This is a genomic window from Micromonospora sp. NPDC047670 (genome assembly GCF_043204915.1).
Classification (GTDB): domain Bacteria; phylum Actinomycetota; class Actinomycetes; order Mycobacteriales; family Micromonosporaceae; genus Micromonospora.
This window is the reverse complement of the sequence record NZ_JBIDDA010000007.1, coordinates 43,969-59,130: the sequence shown is the minus strand read 5'-3', so window position 1 is coordinate 59,130 and position 15,162 is coordinate 43,969. Positions and strand designations below refer to the sequence as shown.

The window sequence follows — 15,162 nt, the reverse complement described above, 5'->3', positions numbered from 1 at the left end:
GTCAGGCACACCTGATCATGACCAGCTGCGGACGGTTGCCGGTGTGGCACTGGTGGGTGATCCGCACGCTCCCCGATCTGGTGAGGACCGCGCCGTGTCCGTCGGCCGGCGTGGCGGTCAGCGTCCACGTGTACGCGCCGTTGGGCATCAGCCGACGGCGGTCGTCCCTGCCGTTCCACGTCGGGGCCACCAGGCCGCGCGTCAGGCCGCCGGTGAGGGTACGGACGACCGCGCCGCTCTGGCTCCGGATCACGAGCGTCCACGAGGCGGCCGGCTTGGACAGCCACCACTTGGGGCTCCAGTGCCCGGTGGCGCCCTTGACGTGCGCCGACGTGGCGACGGCGGCGTCGACCTGGACGAGGGGCGAGACCGGGATGCCGCTGGGGACCAGGTGGATGCCGTCGTCGGGGCCGAGGTGGGCGATGACCCCGGTGTACGGGTCGACGTCCCAGGGGCGCCACGACGCGAACGCCCCCGCGGTGTGGGACACCGGCGTGCCGCCGCGGACGTCGGTGACCTTCAGTTGCCCGTTCACCTCGGACGCGACGAAGCCGTCGCCGAGCTTGGCCGACGACCAGTCGTCACCGGCCACGAGTCGCAGGTTCGTCTTCCGGACGGTGTCGTAGACGCCCTGCCCCGCCGCCGAGCCCACACAGGTCCACAGCAGCCAGCGCCCGACGGCCTGGAGGTCCTCCAACAGGCACCCGCTGCCGAACCACACCCGAGCGCCCCGCTGCCTGGTCAGCACGTCGACGGGGGCCACGGCGTCGTTACCGTCCCGCACCCACAGGGTGGTGCCCCACAACGCCTCGACGGTGGCCGTCGTCGTGAACACCGTGCCTCCGGTGCCCAGGTCGAGGACCCGGGTCTCCACGCCCGTGCCGGCGTACGGCATCGTCAGGGCGGCGAACCGGCCGCCGACGGCCGCCACCGACTGGTAGGTGCGGGTGCTGTCGATCCGGGTGCCGGGCATGGACCCGGTCGGCTCCAGGAGGCGGGGCTGCCGGTCGTCGTCGGTGCGGCCGTAGCTGAGGCCCGAGACGACCGTCCGGCCGTCGCCGGTGTCGTGGAGGTCGGGGCACGCCGTGGTGTCGCAGCTGGCGGGTGCGGGGCCCCGGTCGGTACGCGCCCCGACCGTGCGGGAGCCGGTCACGCCGATCTCCCGGGTGTGGAGGTGGCGCCGCTCCTGCCAGGCGCTGTGGTGCTCCAGGGTGGTCAGCCGGCCCTGGGTGAAGGTGAGCCCGGACACCGCCTGGAGCTTGCGCGGGTACGCCTCGGCGATCTTGCGGATCGTCACGTCGCCGCCGTCCGCGGGCTCGACGACGGAGATCCCCCACCGGTCCAGGTCGGGGCCGCCCTGCACCAGGAGCCTGCCGTCCGGAGTCGGCATGGGAATCCCCTCTGACCTGGCCACCAGCGTCTTCACCGGACGTCCGTCGAGGGCCACGGCCTCGACCCGCCAGACCGGGTCCAGGTGGTTCAGGGGGCCCAGCGAGGGATCGTGCCGGCCCACCACGAGCGTCTCGCCGACCATGCCCAGCACCTGCGAGCCGCCGGTCAGCGGCACCGTCCGAGGGGTGGCGGCAAGGTCTCCGCGCGAGTGGACGGAGACAGTGCCGTTGTGCAACCAAAGCAGGTGGGTGGCGGTGAGCACGACGGTGCCGGTGCCCGCGTGGCTGGCGTACGGGAGTGGGACCAACCGGCCCTGCTCGACGTCGAGGAAGCCGGTGCGTGGCGTGCTGCCCACCCGGTACTGAACGACCTGGCCGCGCGCGTCGCCCAGCGGGGCACCGACCTCGCTCGACCCGGTGATCCCGTCGGGGACGCCCGCCACCGCACGCCGGGTGACGGAACCGTCGTCGTGGGAGTCGAGGAGATGCCACGTGTGGTCGCCGTCGGACGAGGCCTGCGCCCTTGTCACGACCGTCGACCCCAGCGTGCTGACGTACGTGTGACCGACAGGAATCTCGACCGTACGCGTCCGGCCGGTCGCCATGTCGCGCAGCGTCACGGTCCTGGCGGCGAGATCGGGGCTCGCGACGATGTCCGAGCCGGCGCCGAAGTCCGGGAGCATGACCGCATCCGTGCCGGACATGTCGAGCTTCGTGTCGACGCCGGCGTAGCTCGTCCACAGGTGGCCCAGCGTGGACTCGTGCCGGAGGAACCCCGACGGGCCCGCGCTCAGCAACTGCGTCTGGGGGTCCAGGACGTAGGTGGCGGGAACGACCACCTCTCCCGCGACCGGTGCGGCCCGCACGCTGCCGGCCGACAACGGAGCCAGCCCCACGGCGAGTGCGAACGACACGGCGCCGGCGATGCCGGCGCGGGTGAGCGAGCCTCGGACCACGCTCGTCCTCCCTGTGGGACAGAAGGTGAAGGCTTCGGCCCGAAGCCGGACCACGTCTCGCTGGGCGGTTCCTGCGCACGCCGTGCGGCCGGCAGGACACGGAAGAGCGGCGACCCGCGTCCGAAAGCCCCGAACAAGTTGCCGGAGCTTAGCAGCCGACGTGGCCTCGCGACGGCTCCGTCCACGGTGACGGCTCCGAACCCGTTGGTGGGTCGCGGGCGTCGGCCGGATCGGGGTCGTGCACGGGTTCCGGAAGCGAGCGTGCGAGCGGGACAGGAAGCGTGACCAGGTGACCTCGGTTCTGCTGTTCCACCAGGACCGGGACGGCCGCCCGCCTACGGGTCGCGGGGCCGGCGGTGGACGGCCATCCAGCCGGTGGCGAAGTCGACCACCGCGCGCTGCGCCATCAACCGCGCGGTGGCCTGGCCGACCCGGCCTTTCGTGGCCGCGCCGGTCGCCTCGAAGTCGGCGCCCAGCCGTTCGAAGTCGTCCTCGTCGGTCCGGACGTCGACCCAGGTCAGCCAGCGGCCGCCGCCGTCGGTGGCCCGTACCGAGGCGCCCTGCTCGGCGCGGGGCGGGGACGTCTGCCGCCACTCGGCGAGGTGCAGCGACGTGTTCGAGTCGTACCCGCAGCCGAGCAGGAGCACCTTGCCGTCGAGGCGGTACACGGCGCCGAGCGGCGACCGCTCGCCCAGCGCGTCGTCCAGGCGGTGCCCGGTGACGATCTCCCCGGCCCGCGCGCCGAGTGCGGCGAACGAGACCTGCGGGTGGTCGCTGCGCAGCGCGCCCGGCCAGGTGCGGACGAGCTCGGGCAGGATCCCCACGTACCGGCTGGGGGTGCGCGCCGGGTCGAAGCCGGGCGTGTGGTCGCGGATGGCCGGCCACCACGCCTCGGGCACGGGCGGCGCCTCCCAGCCGGCGGGGTCGGTGTTGTCGGGAGTGTGGGTGGGCACCACCAGGGTGCCGGTGGGGCCGAGCACCTCCAGCAGGGCCGCCACGACCGCCTGCGCCCCGCCGACGACGAACCCGAGGCTCCGCATCGACGTGTGCGCCAGCACGACGTCCCCGGCCGAGAGGCCGAGGCCGCGCAGGTCGGCGGCCAGGGATTCGGTGGTGTGCGGTACCGGCTGATCCACGCCGGGCAGCCTAGGCGGCCGTCGACCGGCCGCCCACCGCGTTTCCGCCCCGCGGGCGCGGTGTCTCCGGGGGCGGTCAGCCGGCGGCCGTGGTGAGCAGGGGATCCCGGCGCGGTACGGCGGCCAGCGCCAGCCCGAGCAGCGCGGTCGCCGCGCCCGCCACGAACAGGAGCGAGGCCGCCGGCTGGCCGAGCCACTCCCACAGCGGGTGCCACGTCGGGTGCGGCTCGTCGAGCTGGTGCTCGAGCAGGGCTGGGACGGCGAGCAGGACGGGCATCCACCAGAGGAACATGGTGATCGCGTACAGGACGGTGACCGCGCCCCGGGCGGGATGCGCCGCCTCGGTGCGGCGGCTTGCCCAGCCGAAGACCAGCCAGCCAAGGCTCGCGCCGAGCAGGCCGCCGCCGACGCCGGCCGGCAACACGGCCGGCGGGGCCGTCCGGCGCAGCTCCAGCCGGAGCTCGACGGCGTCGCCGGGCGTCTCGGCGCGGACGTGGAGGGCGACCTCGGTGTCCCCGCGCCGGGCGGGGAGCGTGGTCTCGGTGGTCTCCGTGATGCGCGCGCAGAACTTGTCGGCGCAGCCGGAGTACCGGCCGACCGTCGGCTCGTACACCTGCCAGCCGGTCTCGCGCAGGCGGCGGTGCGCCAACGCGAGCGTCTCCTCGGCGGACCTTGGGGGAGCGCCGACGATCTTGGCCGCGACGTCGCTCTGCTCGTATTCGCCGCCGTCCCCGAGGATCAGGTTGTCGATGTGCCACACGGTGAGCGGCTGGGTGTAGAAGGTGAAGAGCGCGGGTGACAGGTCGACCTCGCCGAGGTCGTGCCCGGGTAGCACGGCGGCGGCGACGGCGGCGGTCTCGGCCCGGTCCGGCATCGGCCGGGAGGTCTCCCACGCGGCCCGGGTGGCGAGGGCGGCGGCGAACAGGCCGCAGACGACGGCGGCGAGGGTGGCCCAGACGCCCACCGTACGGCTGGCCGGCCGCCCCAGCCGACAGCGCAGGCCGTGCCGGATCAGGTTCGCGGCCTCGCGCCCGGTGGGTCGGGTGCGGCCGGCCGGGGCCGCGTCCAGCAGCACACCGACCATCTCGTCGGCCCGGGCCCGCCGGTAGTCGCGCGGATGGCAGAACAGCAGCCGCCGGTAGCGGCGGGCGAGCGGGTCGCCGGTCGTCGGCATGGCCGTCCTTTCGTCGGTACGCACGGAGCCGGCGGAGCGGCCGTGCGGGCGGTGCGGTGGCGCGGGCGGGTCAGGCGATTCCGGGGCGCAGGGCGCGCAGCCGGGTCTCGGCGGCGGTGGCGAGCTGCCGCAGCCGGGCGGTCTCGGCGTCCAGGGCGCGGATGCCGTCGGGGGTGAGGCGGTAGTAGCGGCGGAGCCGGCCGTCGACGGTCTCCTCCCGGTCGGGCGCCACGAGCCCCTGCGCGTGCAGCCGGTCCAGCGCGGCGTAGAGGGTGCCCGGGAGCAGGGTGACGCGCTGCGCGGAGAGGGCGGTGACGTCCTGGACGATGCCGTAACCGTGCCGGGGGCCGCCGGCGAGCGCGGTGAGGATGAGGAACGTCGGCTCGCGCATCGCGGTCACGGCGTCAAGATAATCAGATCATCGATACATGGCAAGGCTCCGCTCGGGTCGCGTCCGTGGCGGACGGTGGCCGCTAGGCTGGCGATCATGCGGATTGGCATCGTGATCCTCCCCGACCAGCGCTGGTCCGACTCGCAGCGTCGTTGGCGTCAGGCGGACGAGTGGGGCTTCGACCACGCCTGGACGTACGACCACCTGGGCTGGCGCGACCTGGTCGACGGGCCGTGGTTCGACTCGGTGACCACGCTGACCGCCGCCGCGACGGTGACCACCCGGATCCGCCTCGGGACGCTGGTCGCCTCGCCGAACTTCCGCCACCCGGCGGCCTTCGCCCGGCAGGTCACCGCGCTCGACGACGTCTCCGGCGGGCGGCTGCTGCTCGGCCTCGGCGCGGGCGGGATCGGCTTCGACTCGGCCGTGCTCGGCGGGGAGACGCTGCCGCCCCGCCAGCGGGTGGACCGGTTCGCCGAGTTCACCGAGCTGCTCGACCTCATCCTGCGCGAGGACGGCACGTCCTGGCGTGGCGACTGGTTCACGGCGGTGGACGCGCGGAACAACCCGGGGTGCCTCCAGACGCCCCGGGTGCCGTTCGTGATGGCGGCCAACGGGTCCCGGTCGATGGGGCTGGTGACGCGGTTCGGGCAGGGCTGGGTCACCACCGGCTCCGGCGGGGACGACCTGGAGAGCTGGTGGGACGGGGTGGCCGAGCTGTCCGCCCGGCTGGACAAGACGCTCGCGGCGGCCGGCCGCGATCCGGGCACCCTGGACCGCTACCTGTCGCTGGACTCGGCGCCCGCCTTCTCGCTGCGCAGCGCCCAGTTCTTCGCCGACCAGGTCGGCCGGGCCGCCGCCCTCGGCTTCACCGACGTGGTCACGCACTGGCCCCGGCCCAGCAGTTGGTACGCCGGCGACGAGGCCGTCCTGGTGGACGTGGCCACCCGCCTGCTGCCCGAGTTGCGCGGGGCCTGACGGGCCGGCGCCGCCGGGGTCACGTTCCGCGTGCGCCGGAGCGGGCGCAGGCCCGGGCGGGGACCGCGGATCGTCCGGGGGCCGGTCGTCACGGCGCACCCTCAGGTGCCGAGGTCCCCGGTGGTGACGCCGCCGTCGCCGGCCGAGACCAGCCGGAACCGGATGCAGACGACCTCGCTGTCGTCGGTGACGGGGGTGCCGACCCGCGCCCAGTACGCGGCGTGCCCCTCGCGCCACTCCTCGATCGAGCGGTCGCCCTCGCCCTCGGAGCGGGCGAAGTCCCACGGCACGTCGGCGAAGCGGACCACCTCGACGCCGGTGACCTCGACGACGCCGACCAGCGCGTCCTCGTCGTCGACGAGGACCAGCCGCTCGCCGACCTGCTCCAGTTCCTCGCCCTCCTCGGCGTACTCGGTGGTCAGGCCGGCGGTCGCCGTCTTCACCCCCGCGAGCACCAGGGTGTTCAGTCGTGTCCGCAGCTCACCGGGGGTGCCGAGGGCGAGGGTGCGCAGTCCACCGATCCGAGGCCACATCCTGCCGAGGCTACCGGCGGCGTCGATCTCGCGCCTGAGCATTCGACCCCCACCGGCGGCCCGGTCGGCAGGTCGGCGACCAGGGAGGGTGGTCATGGCGGATCGGCGCGCTGTGCTCATCCCCGGTCGGGGCTACGACACGCGTTACCCCCTCTTCCTCTACGCCGGCGAGGCGCTGCACGCCAGGTCGTCGCCGCTGACCAGCGCCCGGATCCGCAGCTCGGTGGCGACCGCCGGCGGGCAGTCGAGCACCACGGCGGCGGTGCCGACCGGTTCGGCGCCCCGCGCGGCGCAGATCTCGTAGAGCGCGCGGATCTGGGCCCCGGTGGCGACCCAGTCGTCCACCACCAGCACCCGGTCGCCCCGGTCCAGGGCGTGGTCCCGGACAGCCAGGTCCACCCGCCGACCGCGGAAGTCCGGCGGGCTCTGCGCCCACGTGAGCGGCCCGGCGGGCAGCCGGCCGTCGCCCGGCTTGTGCGCCGGCACGAAGCCGACCCCGAGCGCCGTGGCGGCGAGCGGCCCGAGGAGGAAGCCCGTCACCGCCGGCGAGACGACCACCGTCGGCCGGGCGGCCCGGAACGGCTCCACCAGGGCCGGCCCGAGCCGGGCGAGCACCTCCGGGTCCCGCCACCAGCCGGAGACGTCGCTGACCAGGTGGCTGGCGCCGGGGCCGGGATCGATCCACCGGACCAGCTCGGCCAGACGTCCGCTCAGCTCGGAAGGCATGTCGTTCATCCTGCTCCAGCGGGTACGGCTCGCGTGGCCCACCCGCCACCGGGGCCGCCCGGCCGACGCCGGGTCGGATGATCGGCTACACGTATCGCCGCAATTACGGGCATATACCCATGATCACGTTGACTTCGGAAGTGCTTCTCTCGTTACGGTCCGACCCGGTTTGTTCAGGTAGCGAAAGGACCGGATAAGTGGCTGGCAGGCACTCCCGTACCCGCATGTTCTCCTCGCCGGCCGGCATCGCGGCCACCGCGGCGGTCGGGGTGGCCCTCGCCGTCGGCGGTACGGTCGGCGCCGTCCAGCTGACCTCGGGCTCCGAGGCGGTGCGGCCGGCGGCCGTCGACCTCCCGCCCACCGGCGTGCCGAGCAGCGCGGCCCCGAGCACGCCGGCCGCCCCGCCGAGCGCCAGCGCGTCGCCGAGCGTGACCGCCAGCCCGAAGGCGAGCCGGTCCGCCCAGGCCCCCTCCCGGAGCAAGCCGCGCACCGCCGCGCCCAAGCCGACCGCGACGAAGAAGACCAGCACCGCCCGGCCGGTGGTGGACAGCGGCTCGTGCGGCGCCTCGTTCTACTCCGAGGGGCAGCTCACCGCCAACGGTGAGACCTTCGACCCCTCGGAGCTGACCGCCGCGCACAAGACCCTGCCGTTCGACACGAGGGTCCGGGTGACCAACCCCGCGAACGGCAGGTCCGTGACGGTGCGGATCAACGACCGGGGCCCGTTCGTCGAGGGGCGCTGCCTCGACCTGTCCCGGGCCGCGTTCGCCGAGATCGCCTCGCTCGACGCCGGTCACGTCGAGGTCCGCTACGAGGTGCTCGGCTGAGGCGCTCCCCGCGCGGCGATCGGCTCGCCGACGCGACCCGCGCGGCCAGAACATCCTCGGACGACGGGCCAGGTTCATTCACCCGTTCACGTCCATCAGGCATGCTGTCCCTCGTACGCACGAAACCCTTCCAGTCGGGCCACGGCCCGCTGAGCCCCGGATCCCGCGCCGGCCTCGGCGCGGCCATCGTCCTGCTCGCGATCGTCTCGGCGGTGGAGCTGGCCGACGGACGGTCGGCGAACTACATCGCGCTCATGGTGGCCGCGCCGTTCCTGGCGGCCGCGCTGGCGTCGTGGCGGATCGCGCTCGGGGTGGGGGCCGCCGCCACGGTGCTCGGCGCGAGCTTCGCCCTCGGCGAGCAGACCGTGTCGCTCGCCACCGCCGTCGCGGTCACGTGCATCGCGCTGGGCACGGGCATCGCGGCGGCCACGGCGGCGGTGCGGCAACGGCAGGCCGAACAGATCGCCGAGCTGTCCCGGCTGGCGGCGGTGGCCCAGCAGGCCGTGCTGCGGCCGCTCGGGCCTCAGGTCGGCAGTCTCTCGGTGGCCGGGCGGTACATCTCCTCCACCGCCACCGCCGAGATCGGCGGAGACCTGTACGAGGCGATCGACACGCCGTACGGGGTGCGGATGATCATCGGCGACGTGCGGGGCAAGGGGCTGGACGCCGTCCGGCTGGCCAGCATCGTGCTGGGCTCGTACCGGCACGTGGCGTACGAGCGGGCCGACCTGCGGGCGATCGTGACCGACCTGGACCGGGCGGTGGCCCGCAGCGTCGGCGACGAGGACTTCGTGACCGCCGCGCTGGTCGAGGAGCGGGGCGGGACGCTCACCATCGTGAACTGCGGCCACCCGCCGCCGCTGCTGCTGCGCCGGGGCGCCGTCATTCCCCTCGAACCGCCGGCCCCCGCCCCGCCGCTCGGTTTCATGCCGGTGGTCCGCCCGCGGGTCGAGCGGCTGGAGCCCGGCGACCGGTTGCTGCTCTTCACCGACGGGCTCGGCGAGGCGCGCCGGGACGGGGAGTTCTTCCCGACCGCCGACCGGGCCTGGCGGCTGCTCGGCCACGGCACCGTCGCGGACGGGCTCGCCTCGTTGGAGACCGCCCTGGTCGAGTGGGTGCACGGCCGCCTCGACGACGACATCGCCCTGGTCCTGATGGAGTACACGGGCTCGCGCGGCGGCGCGACCGCGGCCGTGCCGAGCTGGGAGGTCGGCGCCGCCGAGAACTGAGAGCGGCGGTTGCGAGAGGATGTCGGGGCGCCCTCGGCAACCTGAACGGGAAGTGTGTAATCGCCGTCACTTCCGAGATCGGCTTGTCGCTGCCTACCCGCGAGTAATACAGTCGGGGTTACTGATCGGTAACACCTGTCCGGAAGCGGGGCCAGCGAGCATGACCCACTACAAGAGCAATCTTCGGGACCTCGAGTTCAACCTCTTCGAGGTCTTCGGGGCGGACCGGGCGTTCGGCCAGGAGCCGTACACGGATCTGGACGTCGACACCGCCCGCGACATCCTCGCCGAGGTCGACCGCCTCGCCCGGGAGGACCTGGCCGCCAGCTACCTGGACAGCGACCGCAACCCGCCGGTCTTCGACCCGGCCACGCACACCGCGCCGCTGCCGGAGTCGTTCAAGAAGTCCTACCAGGCGTTCATGAACTCCGAGTTCTGGCGGCTCGAGCTCCCGGCGGAGCTGGACGGCAGCAACGCCCCGCGCGCGCTCGTCTGGTCCCTCGCCGAGCTGGTGCTCGGCGCCAACGCCGCGGTCTGGATGTACTCCTCCGGCCCGTCCTTCGCGCACGTGCTGCACGTCGAGGGCACCGAGCAGCAGAAGAAGTGGGCCAAGCTCTTCGCGGACAAGCAGTGGGGCTCCACGATGGTGCTCACCGAGCCGGACGCCGGCTCGGACGTGGGCGCCGGCCGGGCCCGCGCCATCCCCCAGCCCGACGGCTCCTGGCACATCGAGGGCGTCAAGCGCTTCATCACCTCGGCCGAGCACGACCTGAGCGACAACATCATCCACTACGTGCTGGCCCGTCCGGTCGGCGTCGAGGGTGTCGGCGGCCCGGGCACCAAGGGCCTGTCGCTGTTCGTGGTTCCGAAGTACCACTTCGACGAGAACACCGGCGAGCTGGGCGAGCGCAACGGCGTCTTCGCCACCAACGTCGAGCACAAGATGGGCCTGAAGGTCTCGAACACCTGCGAGGTGACCTTCGGCGAGCACGGCGTACCCGCCAAGGGCTGGCTGCTGGGCGAGAAGCACGAGGGCATCCGGCAGATGTTCATGATCATCGAGAACGCCCGGATGATGGTGGGCACCAAGGCCATCGCCACCCTCTCGACCGGCTACCTGAACGCCCTCGAGTACGCCAAGAGCCGGGTGCAGGGCGCCGACCTGACCCAGATGGCGGACAAGACCGCGCCGCGGGTCACCATCACCCACCACCCCGACGTGCGCCGCTCCCTGATGCTGCAGAAGTCGTACGCCGAGGGCCTGCGCGCGCTGGTCTGCTACACGGCGAGCTGGCAGGACAAGATCATCCTGGCCGAGACGGCCGGTGACGAGAAGGCCGCCAAGACGGCCAAGCGGGTCAACGACCTGCTCCTGCCGCTGGTCAAGGGCGTCGGCTCGGAGCGGGCGTACGAGCTGCTCGGCCACGAGTCGCTGCAGACCTTCGGCGGTTCCGGCTTCCTCCAGGACTACCCGCTGGAGCAGTACGTCCGCGACGCCAAGATCGACACCCTGTACGAGGGCACGACCGCGATCCAGAGCCTCGACCTGATCTTCCGGAAGATCGTCCGGGACAACGGCAAGGCCCTGATGGTGGTCGCCGGCGAGATCCAGGAGTTCATCGCCACCGAGGGCGGCAACGGCCAGCTCAAGGAGGAGCGGCAGGCGCTCGGCAAGGCGCTCGCCGAGATCCAGAACATGCTCGGCGTGATGACCGGCTGGCTGGGCGAGGCGCAGGGCGGCGACGCCCGGGCGCTCTACAAGGTCGGCCTGAGCAGCCGCCGGTTCCTGCTGGCGATCGGCGACCTGGTCGTCGCCTGGCTGCTGCAGAAGCAGGCCGACGTGGCCCTGAAGGCCCTGGCCGGCGAGGTGTCCGCGGCCGACAAGGCGTTCTACACCGGCAAGGTGGCCGCCGCGAAGTTCTTCGCCCGTGAGGTGCTGCCCCGCATCGGCGCCGACCGGCGGGTCATCGAGGGCACCGACCTGGACATCATGGACCTCCCGGAGGAGGCCTTCTGAGTCACGCCACCCACCGCGTCGGGCGCGGTGGGGCGGCCGGGTGACACCCGGCGGTGATCCGGCGCGACGGCCGGCGGGCAACAGCCCGCCGGCCGTCGGCGTCTCCGCAGCCTTGTCGTCGCGCCTCGCCCTGGCGTTCGCGTCGATCTGGGTTCGCCTTGCCCCTTCAGCTCGACGTCACGGCTTGACATGAAGTCGAGTTGAGGTTCGAGGATGGCCGTATGGCAGAGACCACCACGATTATCGGAACCGGCGCGATGGGAACAGCGGTGGCACACCGTCTACTCGACGCGGGCCGCGAGGTGGCGGTGTGGAACCGCACTCAGCACCGGCTCACCGGCCTGGTGGAGGCGGGTGCTCGGCCCGTCGACTCGGTCGCTGCGGCCGTGTCGTCGAGCGATCTCGTCCTGCTCACCCTCACCGACTACCGCGCGGTCGCCGACTGCCTGGCCGCCGTGCACCCGGACCAGGCCGGGCGGACCATCGTCGCGTTGTGCACCGGCACACCGACGGAGGCGCAGAAGACGGCCGATCTCGTCGCCGGCATGGGCGCTCGGTATCTTGACGCGGGCGTCCAGGCCTCGCCGGAGACGATCGGCACTGACGGGGCCACCATCCTGTACGGCGGTGACCGTGTCGCGTACGAACTTCACCTTGACACCTTGCGCCTGCTCGGTCCGCCCCGCTTCGTCGGGGACGCGCCAGCGGCCGCCGCGATCTGGGATCTGGCCCTCTTCGGCGTCTGGTACGACGCACAACTGGGCCTGCTCCGCGCTCTCGACACCGTACGCGCCGCCGGCATCGACATCACCGACTTCGCCCGGACTGCCGGCACACAACTCGGCCACGTGGTCAACTCGGCCACGGCCACCGCGACCGAGCTTCTCGAAGCTGACTATCCGCCCGGCCCGGCCAACCTCGGCGAGCACCTCACCGTGCTCCGTCACCTCATCGAACAACGTTCCGGCAGCCCGCTCGGCGACGGCGGCCTTCCGATCGTGGCAGCGCGGATCGAGGCGCTCCTCGCTGACAACCGCTCAGGCGAGGGTCTCACCGCCGTCATCGACCGACGAGAAGTCCCATAGCCGGACCACCTGCCTCGATACGGCTGCGGCGTCCTGGCGAGCACCCCTGCGGACCTCGGGGCAGGTCACCTACCGGATAGCGAGTTCCTCCGCATCGTTGCGGTGACAACCGCACAATCCCTACGGCCCCTCGGTTGTCCCCTCCAATGGTAGGCCCACAGATCGGCCATCCCCCGGGCTGGGGCCGGCGGTGGCGACCCGTGCGGAAGCTGCCGCCGACATGCCCAGCCGTACGCAGGTCAGGCACGTGCGGGGCCGCTACTCACGTGTCGCGAGCTACCACCGCCAGCCGACGTCCTGCGCGATTCGACAAGCACGAAAGGAATAGCCTACCGATGTCGCAGTCATCTACCCGGTTGGCAGATGGCCCGATTCTCCTCCGTAACACCATGCGCATCAAGGAGGGTCATCTCGAAAAATATCGAGACGCAGTTCGTTCTGCTGTTGACTTCGTAAGAGAACACGGCCCGCAACTCATGGTTGAAGTGTTCATTGACGAAGCCAACCTACGCGCCTACAGCTTCCAGCTTTACCATGACTCTGCCGCGGTGCTGAAGCATTGGCAGCTCGCCGATCCCTACATCCAAGAGGTCATGGAACACTGCTCCGTGGAGGCACTTGACGTTTACGGGCAGCCCAGCAAGGAAGTCATGGACGGTCTGACGCAAAATGGTGGCACGGCTTCGCTCGTGGTTACCCCACATCTAACCGGCTTCTTCCGTCACCGCTGATCGGCGCCTTCAATTTCGTCGCACGGACGCCCTGCAGCGCGAGGAGCGGGCGCCGCCTGCGGACCGCGTCAGCCGACACCCCGTCACGGGCGTTCTGCCGGCGTCCGCCCGAGCTGGGCGGAAACCGGATGCGTGATCAGCCGGGTGGCCCGCGTAGACCGGCCACCCGGCCCGAGGATGCCGAACGGCACCGACGACCAGCGGTAACCGGTCCTGTCCGGTCAGCCCGTACGCGCGGATCACCGTCCGGTCGACCGCGTTACCGGCGAGGTCCGTCGCCCTGGGCCCAAACTGAGACGTAACCGCCGGTGGCGGGGTGGTTGAGGCGAGCCGTCCAGCGAGTACCGGTACGTACCAGGCTGACCGGTTGCCATGTCGCGCCCTCGTCGAGCGATGCGGACAGGGTCAGCGACTCGATCTGCTGAGCTCGTTCGGCCCGGTGCGACCTTCGCTGAAGGTCCCGTTGTCGCAACCTGCGCGGTCGGCGCGTGGTCGGTCTCGTCGTGCCGTGGAGCCGCGAGAGCCCCGCGCCACATAGATCCCGCAGCGGGTGTGCCGGCTATTCGGCCGCCTCATCCAGGTAGCCGGGCGGTGTGGCGGGTAACCGTCGCAGGGCCACGTCAGAGAACGCCCAGAGCCACCGCACGGGGGAGTGCAGCGCACATGGGCATTGGTAGTGGGATCTTCCTGATCGCGATCGGCGCGATCCTCACCTTCGCCATCAGGGCCAACGTCTGGTGGGTCGACCTGCGCGCGGTCGGCTGGGTGTTCATCCTGGCCGGGCTCGCCGTACTGCTCACCACGCTCTGGTTCTGGCAGGACCGCCGCAAGCGGGCGCGGACACTCATCGTGGAGGAGAACCGGCTCTCGCATCCGACCGCGATGATGCCGCCGCCACCCGACCCGCCGCCGCCGACCGCGCCGCCGTCCTGAGCCGGTGACCGGCTGACAGGGTGCGGCCGCTGAGCCATCCGCCGAGCACCGGGCGGATGGCTCAGCCGCGTGCGGTGTGCCGGGCGGTGATCGGCGCCCGCCTCCGGCCCAGGTCGGCCCAGTCGCCCTCCGGCCGGTGTACGACGACGTCGCTGGTCCGCATGCCGTCCTGGTCCGCCCGGATCGGGTCGAGCAGAGCGGAGAGCAGCGAGATGCCCGGGTTGTGGGCGATCAACAGCACCGTCCGGGCGCTCGGGTCTACGCGCCTGACCAGGGCCAACAGGTCCTCCGGGTGAGCCTCGTACGCGTCCGCCTCGTAGCGGACGACGGGGGCGGGGCCGGCCGAACCGCCCTCGGGTGGCGACCCGGTCATGCCCATCGCCACACCGTGCCAGGTCTCGCGGGTGCGGCGGGCGGCCGAGCAGACCACCACGTCGGGCAGCAGCTCGTGCTTGGCCAGCCAGGCGCCGGCCGCCGCCGCGTCGGCGTGGCCGCGGGTGGCCAGCGGGCGCCGGACGTCCGGCGCCTCCCCCGGCGGCTCGGCCTTGGCGTGCCGGAGCAGCACCAGTGTCCGTCCCTCGGCGTGAGCGTCCGTCATGTCCCCAGCTTGCCCGATTGACGATCAGAGCGCCTGGGTAAGTCGATGGATGCCGCACCCTCACCGATGGCCGCGGCGGAGGCAGACGCCAGGGACAGCCGAGGAGGCGACGACATGGGTTTTGGTGGCAGTATCTTCCTGATCGCGCTGGGTGCGATCTTCGCGTTCGCCGTGGAGGCGGACTTGGGCTGGCTCAACCTGGCCGTCGTCGGCTGGGTGCTGATGCTCGCCGGTCTGGCCGGCCTGCTGGTCACGCTCCACTTCTGGAACACGCGCCGTCGGACCGTCGTCGCTCGGCCGGTGACCGAGGACCGGGTCGTCGCCGAGCGGGTCGTGCCCGTGCAGGACGACCGGGTCGTCGAGGAGTACCGCGAGGTGCGCCGGCCGCGCCGCACGGTCTGACGTCCCGACGCCGTCTTGCCGGGGGCTCCGCAGTGTGGCGGGGCCCCCGTCGTCT

At 72.5% G+C, this 15,162-nt stretch carries 15 protein-coding genes; 8 read left to right on the top strand and 7 right to left on the bottom strand.

The window, feature by feature from the left end:
* Position 1: 1 nt before the first annotated feature.
* The 4 genes from ACGF7U_RS18590 to ACGF7U_RS18575 form a co-directional block, all read right to left on the bottom strand.
* Complete coding sequence (locus tag ACGF7U_RS18590) at positions 2-2,347, bottom strand: FlgD immunoglobulin-like domain containing protein (protein ID WP_393108123.1); 2,346 nt, start codon at positions 2,345-2,347, stop codon at positions 2-4.
* A gap of 335 nt (positions 2,348-2,682) precedes the next feature.
* Complete coding sequence (locus tag ACGF7U_RS18585; RefSeq protein WP_393108121.1) at positions 2,683-3,483, bottom strand: aminoglycoside N(3)-acetyltransferase; 801 nt, start codon at positions 3,481-3,483, stop codon at positions 2,683-2,685.
* Between the two features lie 76 nt (positions 3,484-3,559).
* Entirely contained in the window at positions 3,560-4,657 is a 1,098-nt protein-coding gene (locus ACGF7U_RS18580; protein WP_393108119.1) for a hypothetical protein, read from the bottom strand.
* A 70-nt stretch (positions 4,658-4,727) separates the two neighbouring features.
* On the bottom strand, positions 4,728-5,048 hold the full coding sequence (locus ACGF7U_RS18575; protein WP_393108632.1) for a PadR family transcriptional regulator: 321 nt from the start codon (positions 5,046-5,048) through the stop codon (positions 4,728-4,730).
* Positions 5,049-5,144: 96 nt separating this feature from the next.
* Between ACGF7U_RS18575 and ACGF7U_RS18570 the strand changes: the two genes are divergently transcribed.
* A complete protein-coding gene (locus ACGF7U_RS18570; protein WP_393108117.1) occupies positions 5,145-6,026 on the top strand; it encodes an LLM class flavin-dependent oxidoreductase in 882 nt (293 codons plus the stop codon).
* Positions 6,027-6,127: 101 nt separating this feature from the next.
* On the opposite strand, the gene ACGF7U_RS18565 is transcribed toward ACGF7U_RS18570, so the two are convergent.
* A complete protein-coding gene (locus tag ACGF7U_RS18565; RefSeq protein WP_393108115.1) occupies positions 6,128-6,559 on the bottom strand; it encodes an ASCH domain-containing protein in 432 nt (143 codons plus the stop codon).
* 159 nt (positions 6,560-6,718) lie between these two features.
* A complete protein-coding gene (locus ACGF7U_RS18560; protein WP_393108113.1) occupies positions 6,719-7,285 on the bottom strand; it encodes a phosphoribosyltransferase family protein in 567 nt (188 codons plus the stop codon).
* A gap of 197 nt (positions 7,286-7,482) precedes the next feature.
* Between ACGF7U_RS18560 and ACGF7U_RS18555 the strand changes: the two genes are divergently transcribed.
* The 6 genes from ACGF7U_RS18555 to ACGF7U_RS18530 all read left to right on the top strand — a co-directional run bounded on the left by ACGF7U_RS18555 (position 7,483) and on the right by ACGF7U_RS18530 (position 14,107).
* The gene (locus tag ACGF7U_RS18555; protein WP_393108111.1) at positions 7,483-8,112 is read left to right on the top strand and encodes a septal ring lytic transglycosylase RlpA family protein; all 630 of its coding nucleotides are present in this window, start codon (positions 7,483-7,485) and stop codon (positions 8,110-8,112) included.
* 101 nt (positions 8,113-8,213) lie between these two features.
* Positions 8,214-9,341, top strand: a complete 1,128-nt coding sequence (locus ACGF7U_RS18550) for a PP2C family protein-serine/threonine phosphatase (protein WP_393108109.1) — start codon at positions 8,214-8,216, stop codon at positions 9,339-9,341.
* A gap of 160 nt (positions 9,342-9,501) precedes the next feature.
* Positions 9,502-11,358: an acyl-CoA dehydrogenase gene (locus ACGF7U_RS18545; protein WP_393108106.1), complete on the top strand. Its 1,857-nt coding sequence runs from the start codon at positions 9,502-9,504 to the stop codon at positions 11,356-11,358.
* Between the two features lie 221 nt (positions 11,359-11,579).
* The gene (locus ACGF7U_RS18540; protein WP_393108104.1) at positions 11,580-12,443 is read left to right on the top strand and encodes an NAD(P)-dependent oxidoreductase; all 864 of its coding nucleotides are present in this window, start codon (positions 11,580-11,582) and stop codon (positions 12,441-12,443) included.
* A 389-nt stretch (positions 12,444-12,832) separates the two neighbouring features.
* Positions 12,833-13,174: a hypothetical protein gene (locus ACGF7U_RS18535; protein WP_393108102.1), complete on the top strand. Its 342-nt coding sequence runs from the start codon at positions 12,833-12,835 to the stop codon at positions 13,172-13,174.
* A gap of 663 nt (positions 13,175-13,837) precedes the next feature.
* Positions 13,838-14,107 (top strand): DUF6458 family protein, encoded by a 270-nt coding sequence (locus ACGF7U_RS18530; RefSeq protein WP_043961115.1) that lies wholly within the window; start codon positions 13,838-13,840, stop codon positions 14,105-14,107.
* Between the two features lie 61 nt (positions 14,108-14,168).
* Here ACGF7U_RS18530 and ACGF7U_RS18525 read toward each other — a convergent pair whose 3' ends face one another.
* On the bottom strand, positions 14,169-14,705 hold the full coding sequence (locus tag ACGF7U_RS18525; RefSeq protein WP_393108099.1) for a SixA phosphatase family protein: 537 nt from the start codon (positions 14,703-14,705) through the stop codon (positions 14,169-14,171).
* A gap of 114 nt (positions 14,706-14,819) precedes the next feature.
* On the opposite strand from ACGF7U_RS18525, the gene ACGF7U_RS18520 reads away from it, so the two are divergent.
* On the top strand, positions 14,820-15,107 hold the full coding sequence (locus tag ACGF7U_RS18520) for a DUF6458 family protein (RefSeq protein WP_393108096.1): 288 nt from the start codon (positions 14,820-14,822) through the stop codon (positions 15,105-15,107).
* Positions 15,108-15,162 lie beyond the last annotated feature (55 nt).

What these genes read in the sequence shown, in the direction of transcription:
- ACGF7U_RS18520 (WP_393108096.1), top strand. Translation starts at nt 14,820, where the DNA reads ATGGGTTTTGGTGGCAGTATCTTCCTGATCGCGCTGGGTGCGATCTTC.
- ACGF7U_RS18525 (WP_393108099.1), bottom strand. Translation starts at nt 14,705, where the DNA reads ATGACGGACGCTCACGCCGAGGGACGGACACTGGTGCTGCTCCGGCAC.
- ACGF7U_RS18540 (WP_393108104.1), top strand. Translation starts at nt 11,580, where the DNA reads ATGGCAGAGACCACCACGATTATCGGAACCGGCGCGATGGGAACAGCG.
- ACGF7U_RS18580 (WP_393108119.1), bottom strand. Translation starts at nt 4,657, where the DNA reads ATGCCGACGACCGGCGACCCGCTCGCCCGCCGCTACCGGCGGCTGCTG.
- ACGF7U_RS18530 (WP_043961115.1), top strand. Translation starts at nt 13,838, where the DNA reads ATGGGCATTGGTAGTGGGATCTTCCTGATCGCGATCGGCGCGATCCTC.
- ACGF7U_RS18535 (WP_393108102.1), top strand. Translation starts at nt 12,833, where the DNA reads ATGCGCATCAAGGAGGGTCATCTCGAAAAATATCGAGACGCAGTTCGT.
- ACGF7U_RS18560 (WP_393108113.1), bottom strand. Translation starts at nt 7,285, where the DNA reads ATGCCTTCCGAGCTGAGCGGACGTCTGGCCGAGCTGGTCCGGTGGATC.
- ACGF7U_RS18570 (WP_393108117.1), top strand. Translation starts at nt 5,145, where the DNA reads ATGCGGATTGGCATCGTGATCCTCCCCGACCAGCGCTGGTCCGACTCG.
- ACGF7U_RS18565 (WP_393108115.1), bottom strand. Translation starts at nt 6,559, where the DNA reads ATGTGGCCTCGGATCGGTGGACTGCGCACCCTCGCCCTCGGCACCCCC.
- ACGF7U_RS18550 (WP_393108109.1), top strand. Translation starts at nt 8,214, where the DNA reads ATGCTGTCCCTCGTACGCACGAAACCCTTCCAGTCGGGCCACGGCCCG.
- ACGF7U_RS18545 (WP_393108106.1), top strand. Translation starts at nt 9,502, where the DNA reads ATGACCCACTACAAGAGCAATCTTCGGGACCTCGAGTTCAACCTCTTC.
- ACGF7U_RS18575 (WP_393108632.1), bottom strand. Translation starts at nt 5,048, where the DNA reads ATGCGCGAGCCGACGTTCCTCATCCTCACCGCGCTCGCCGGCGGCCCC.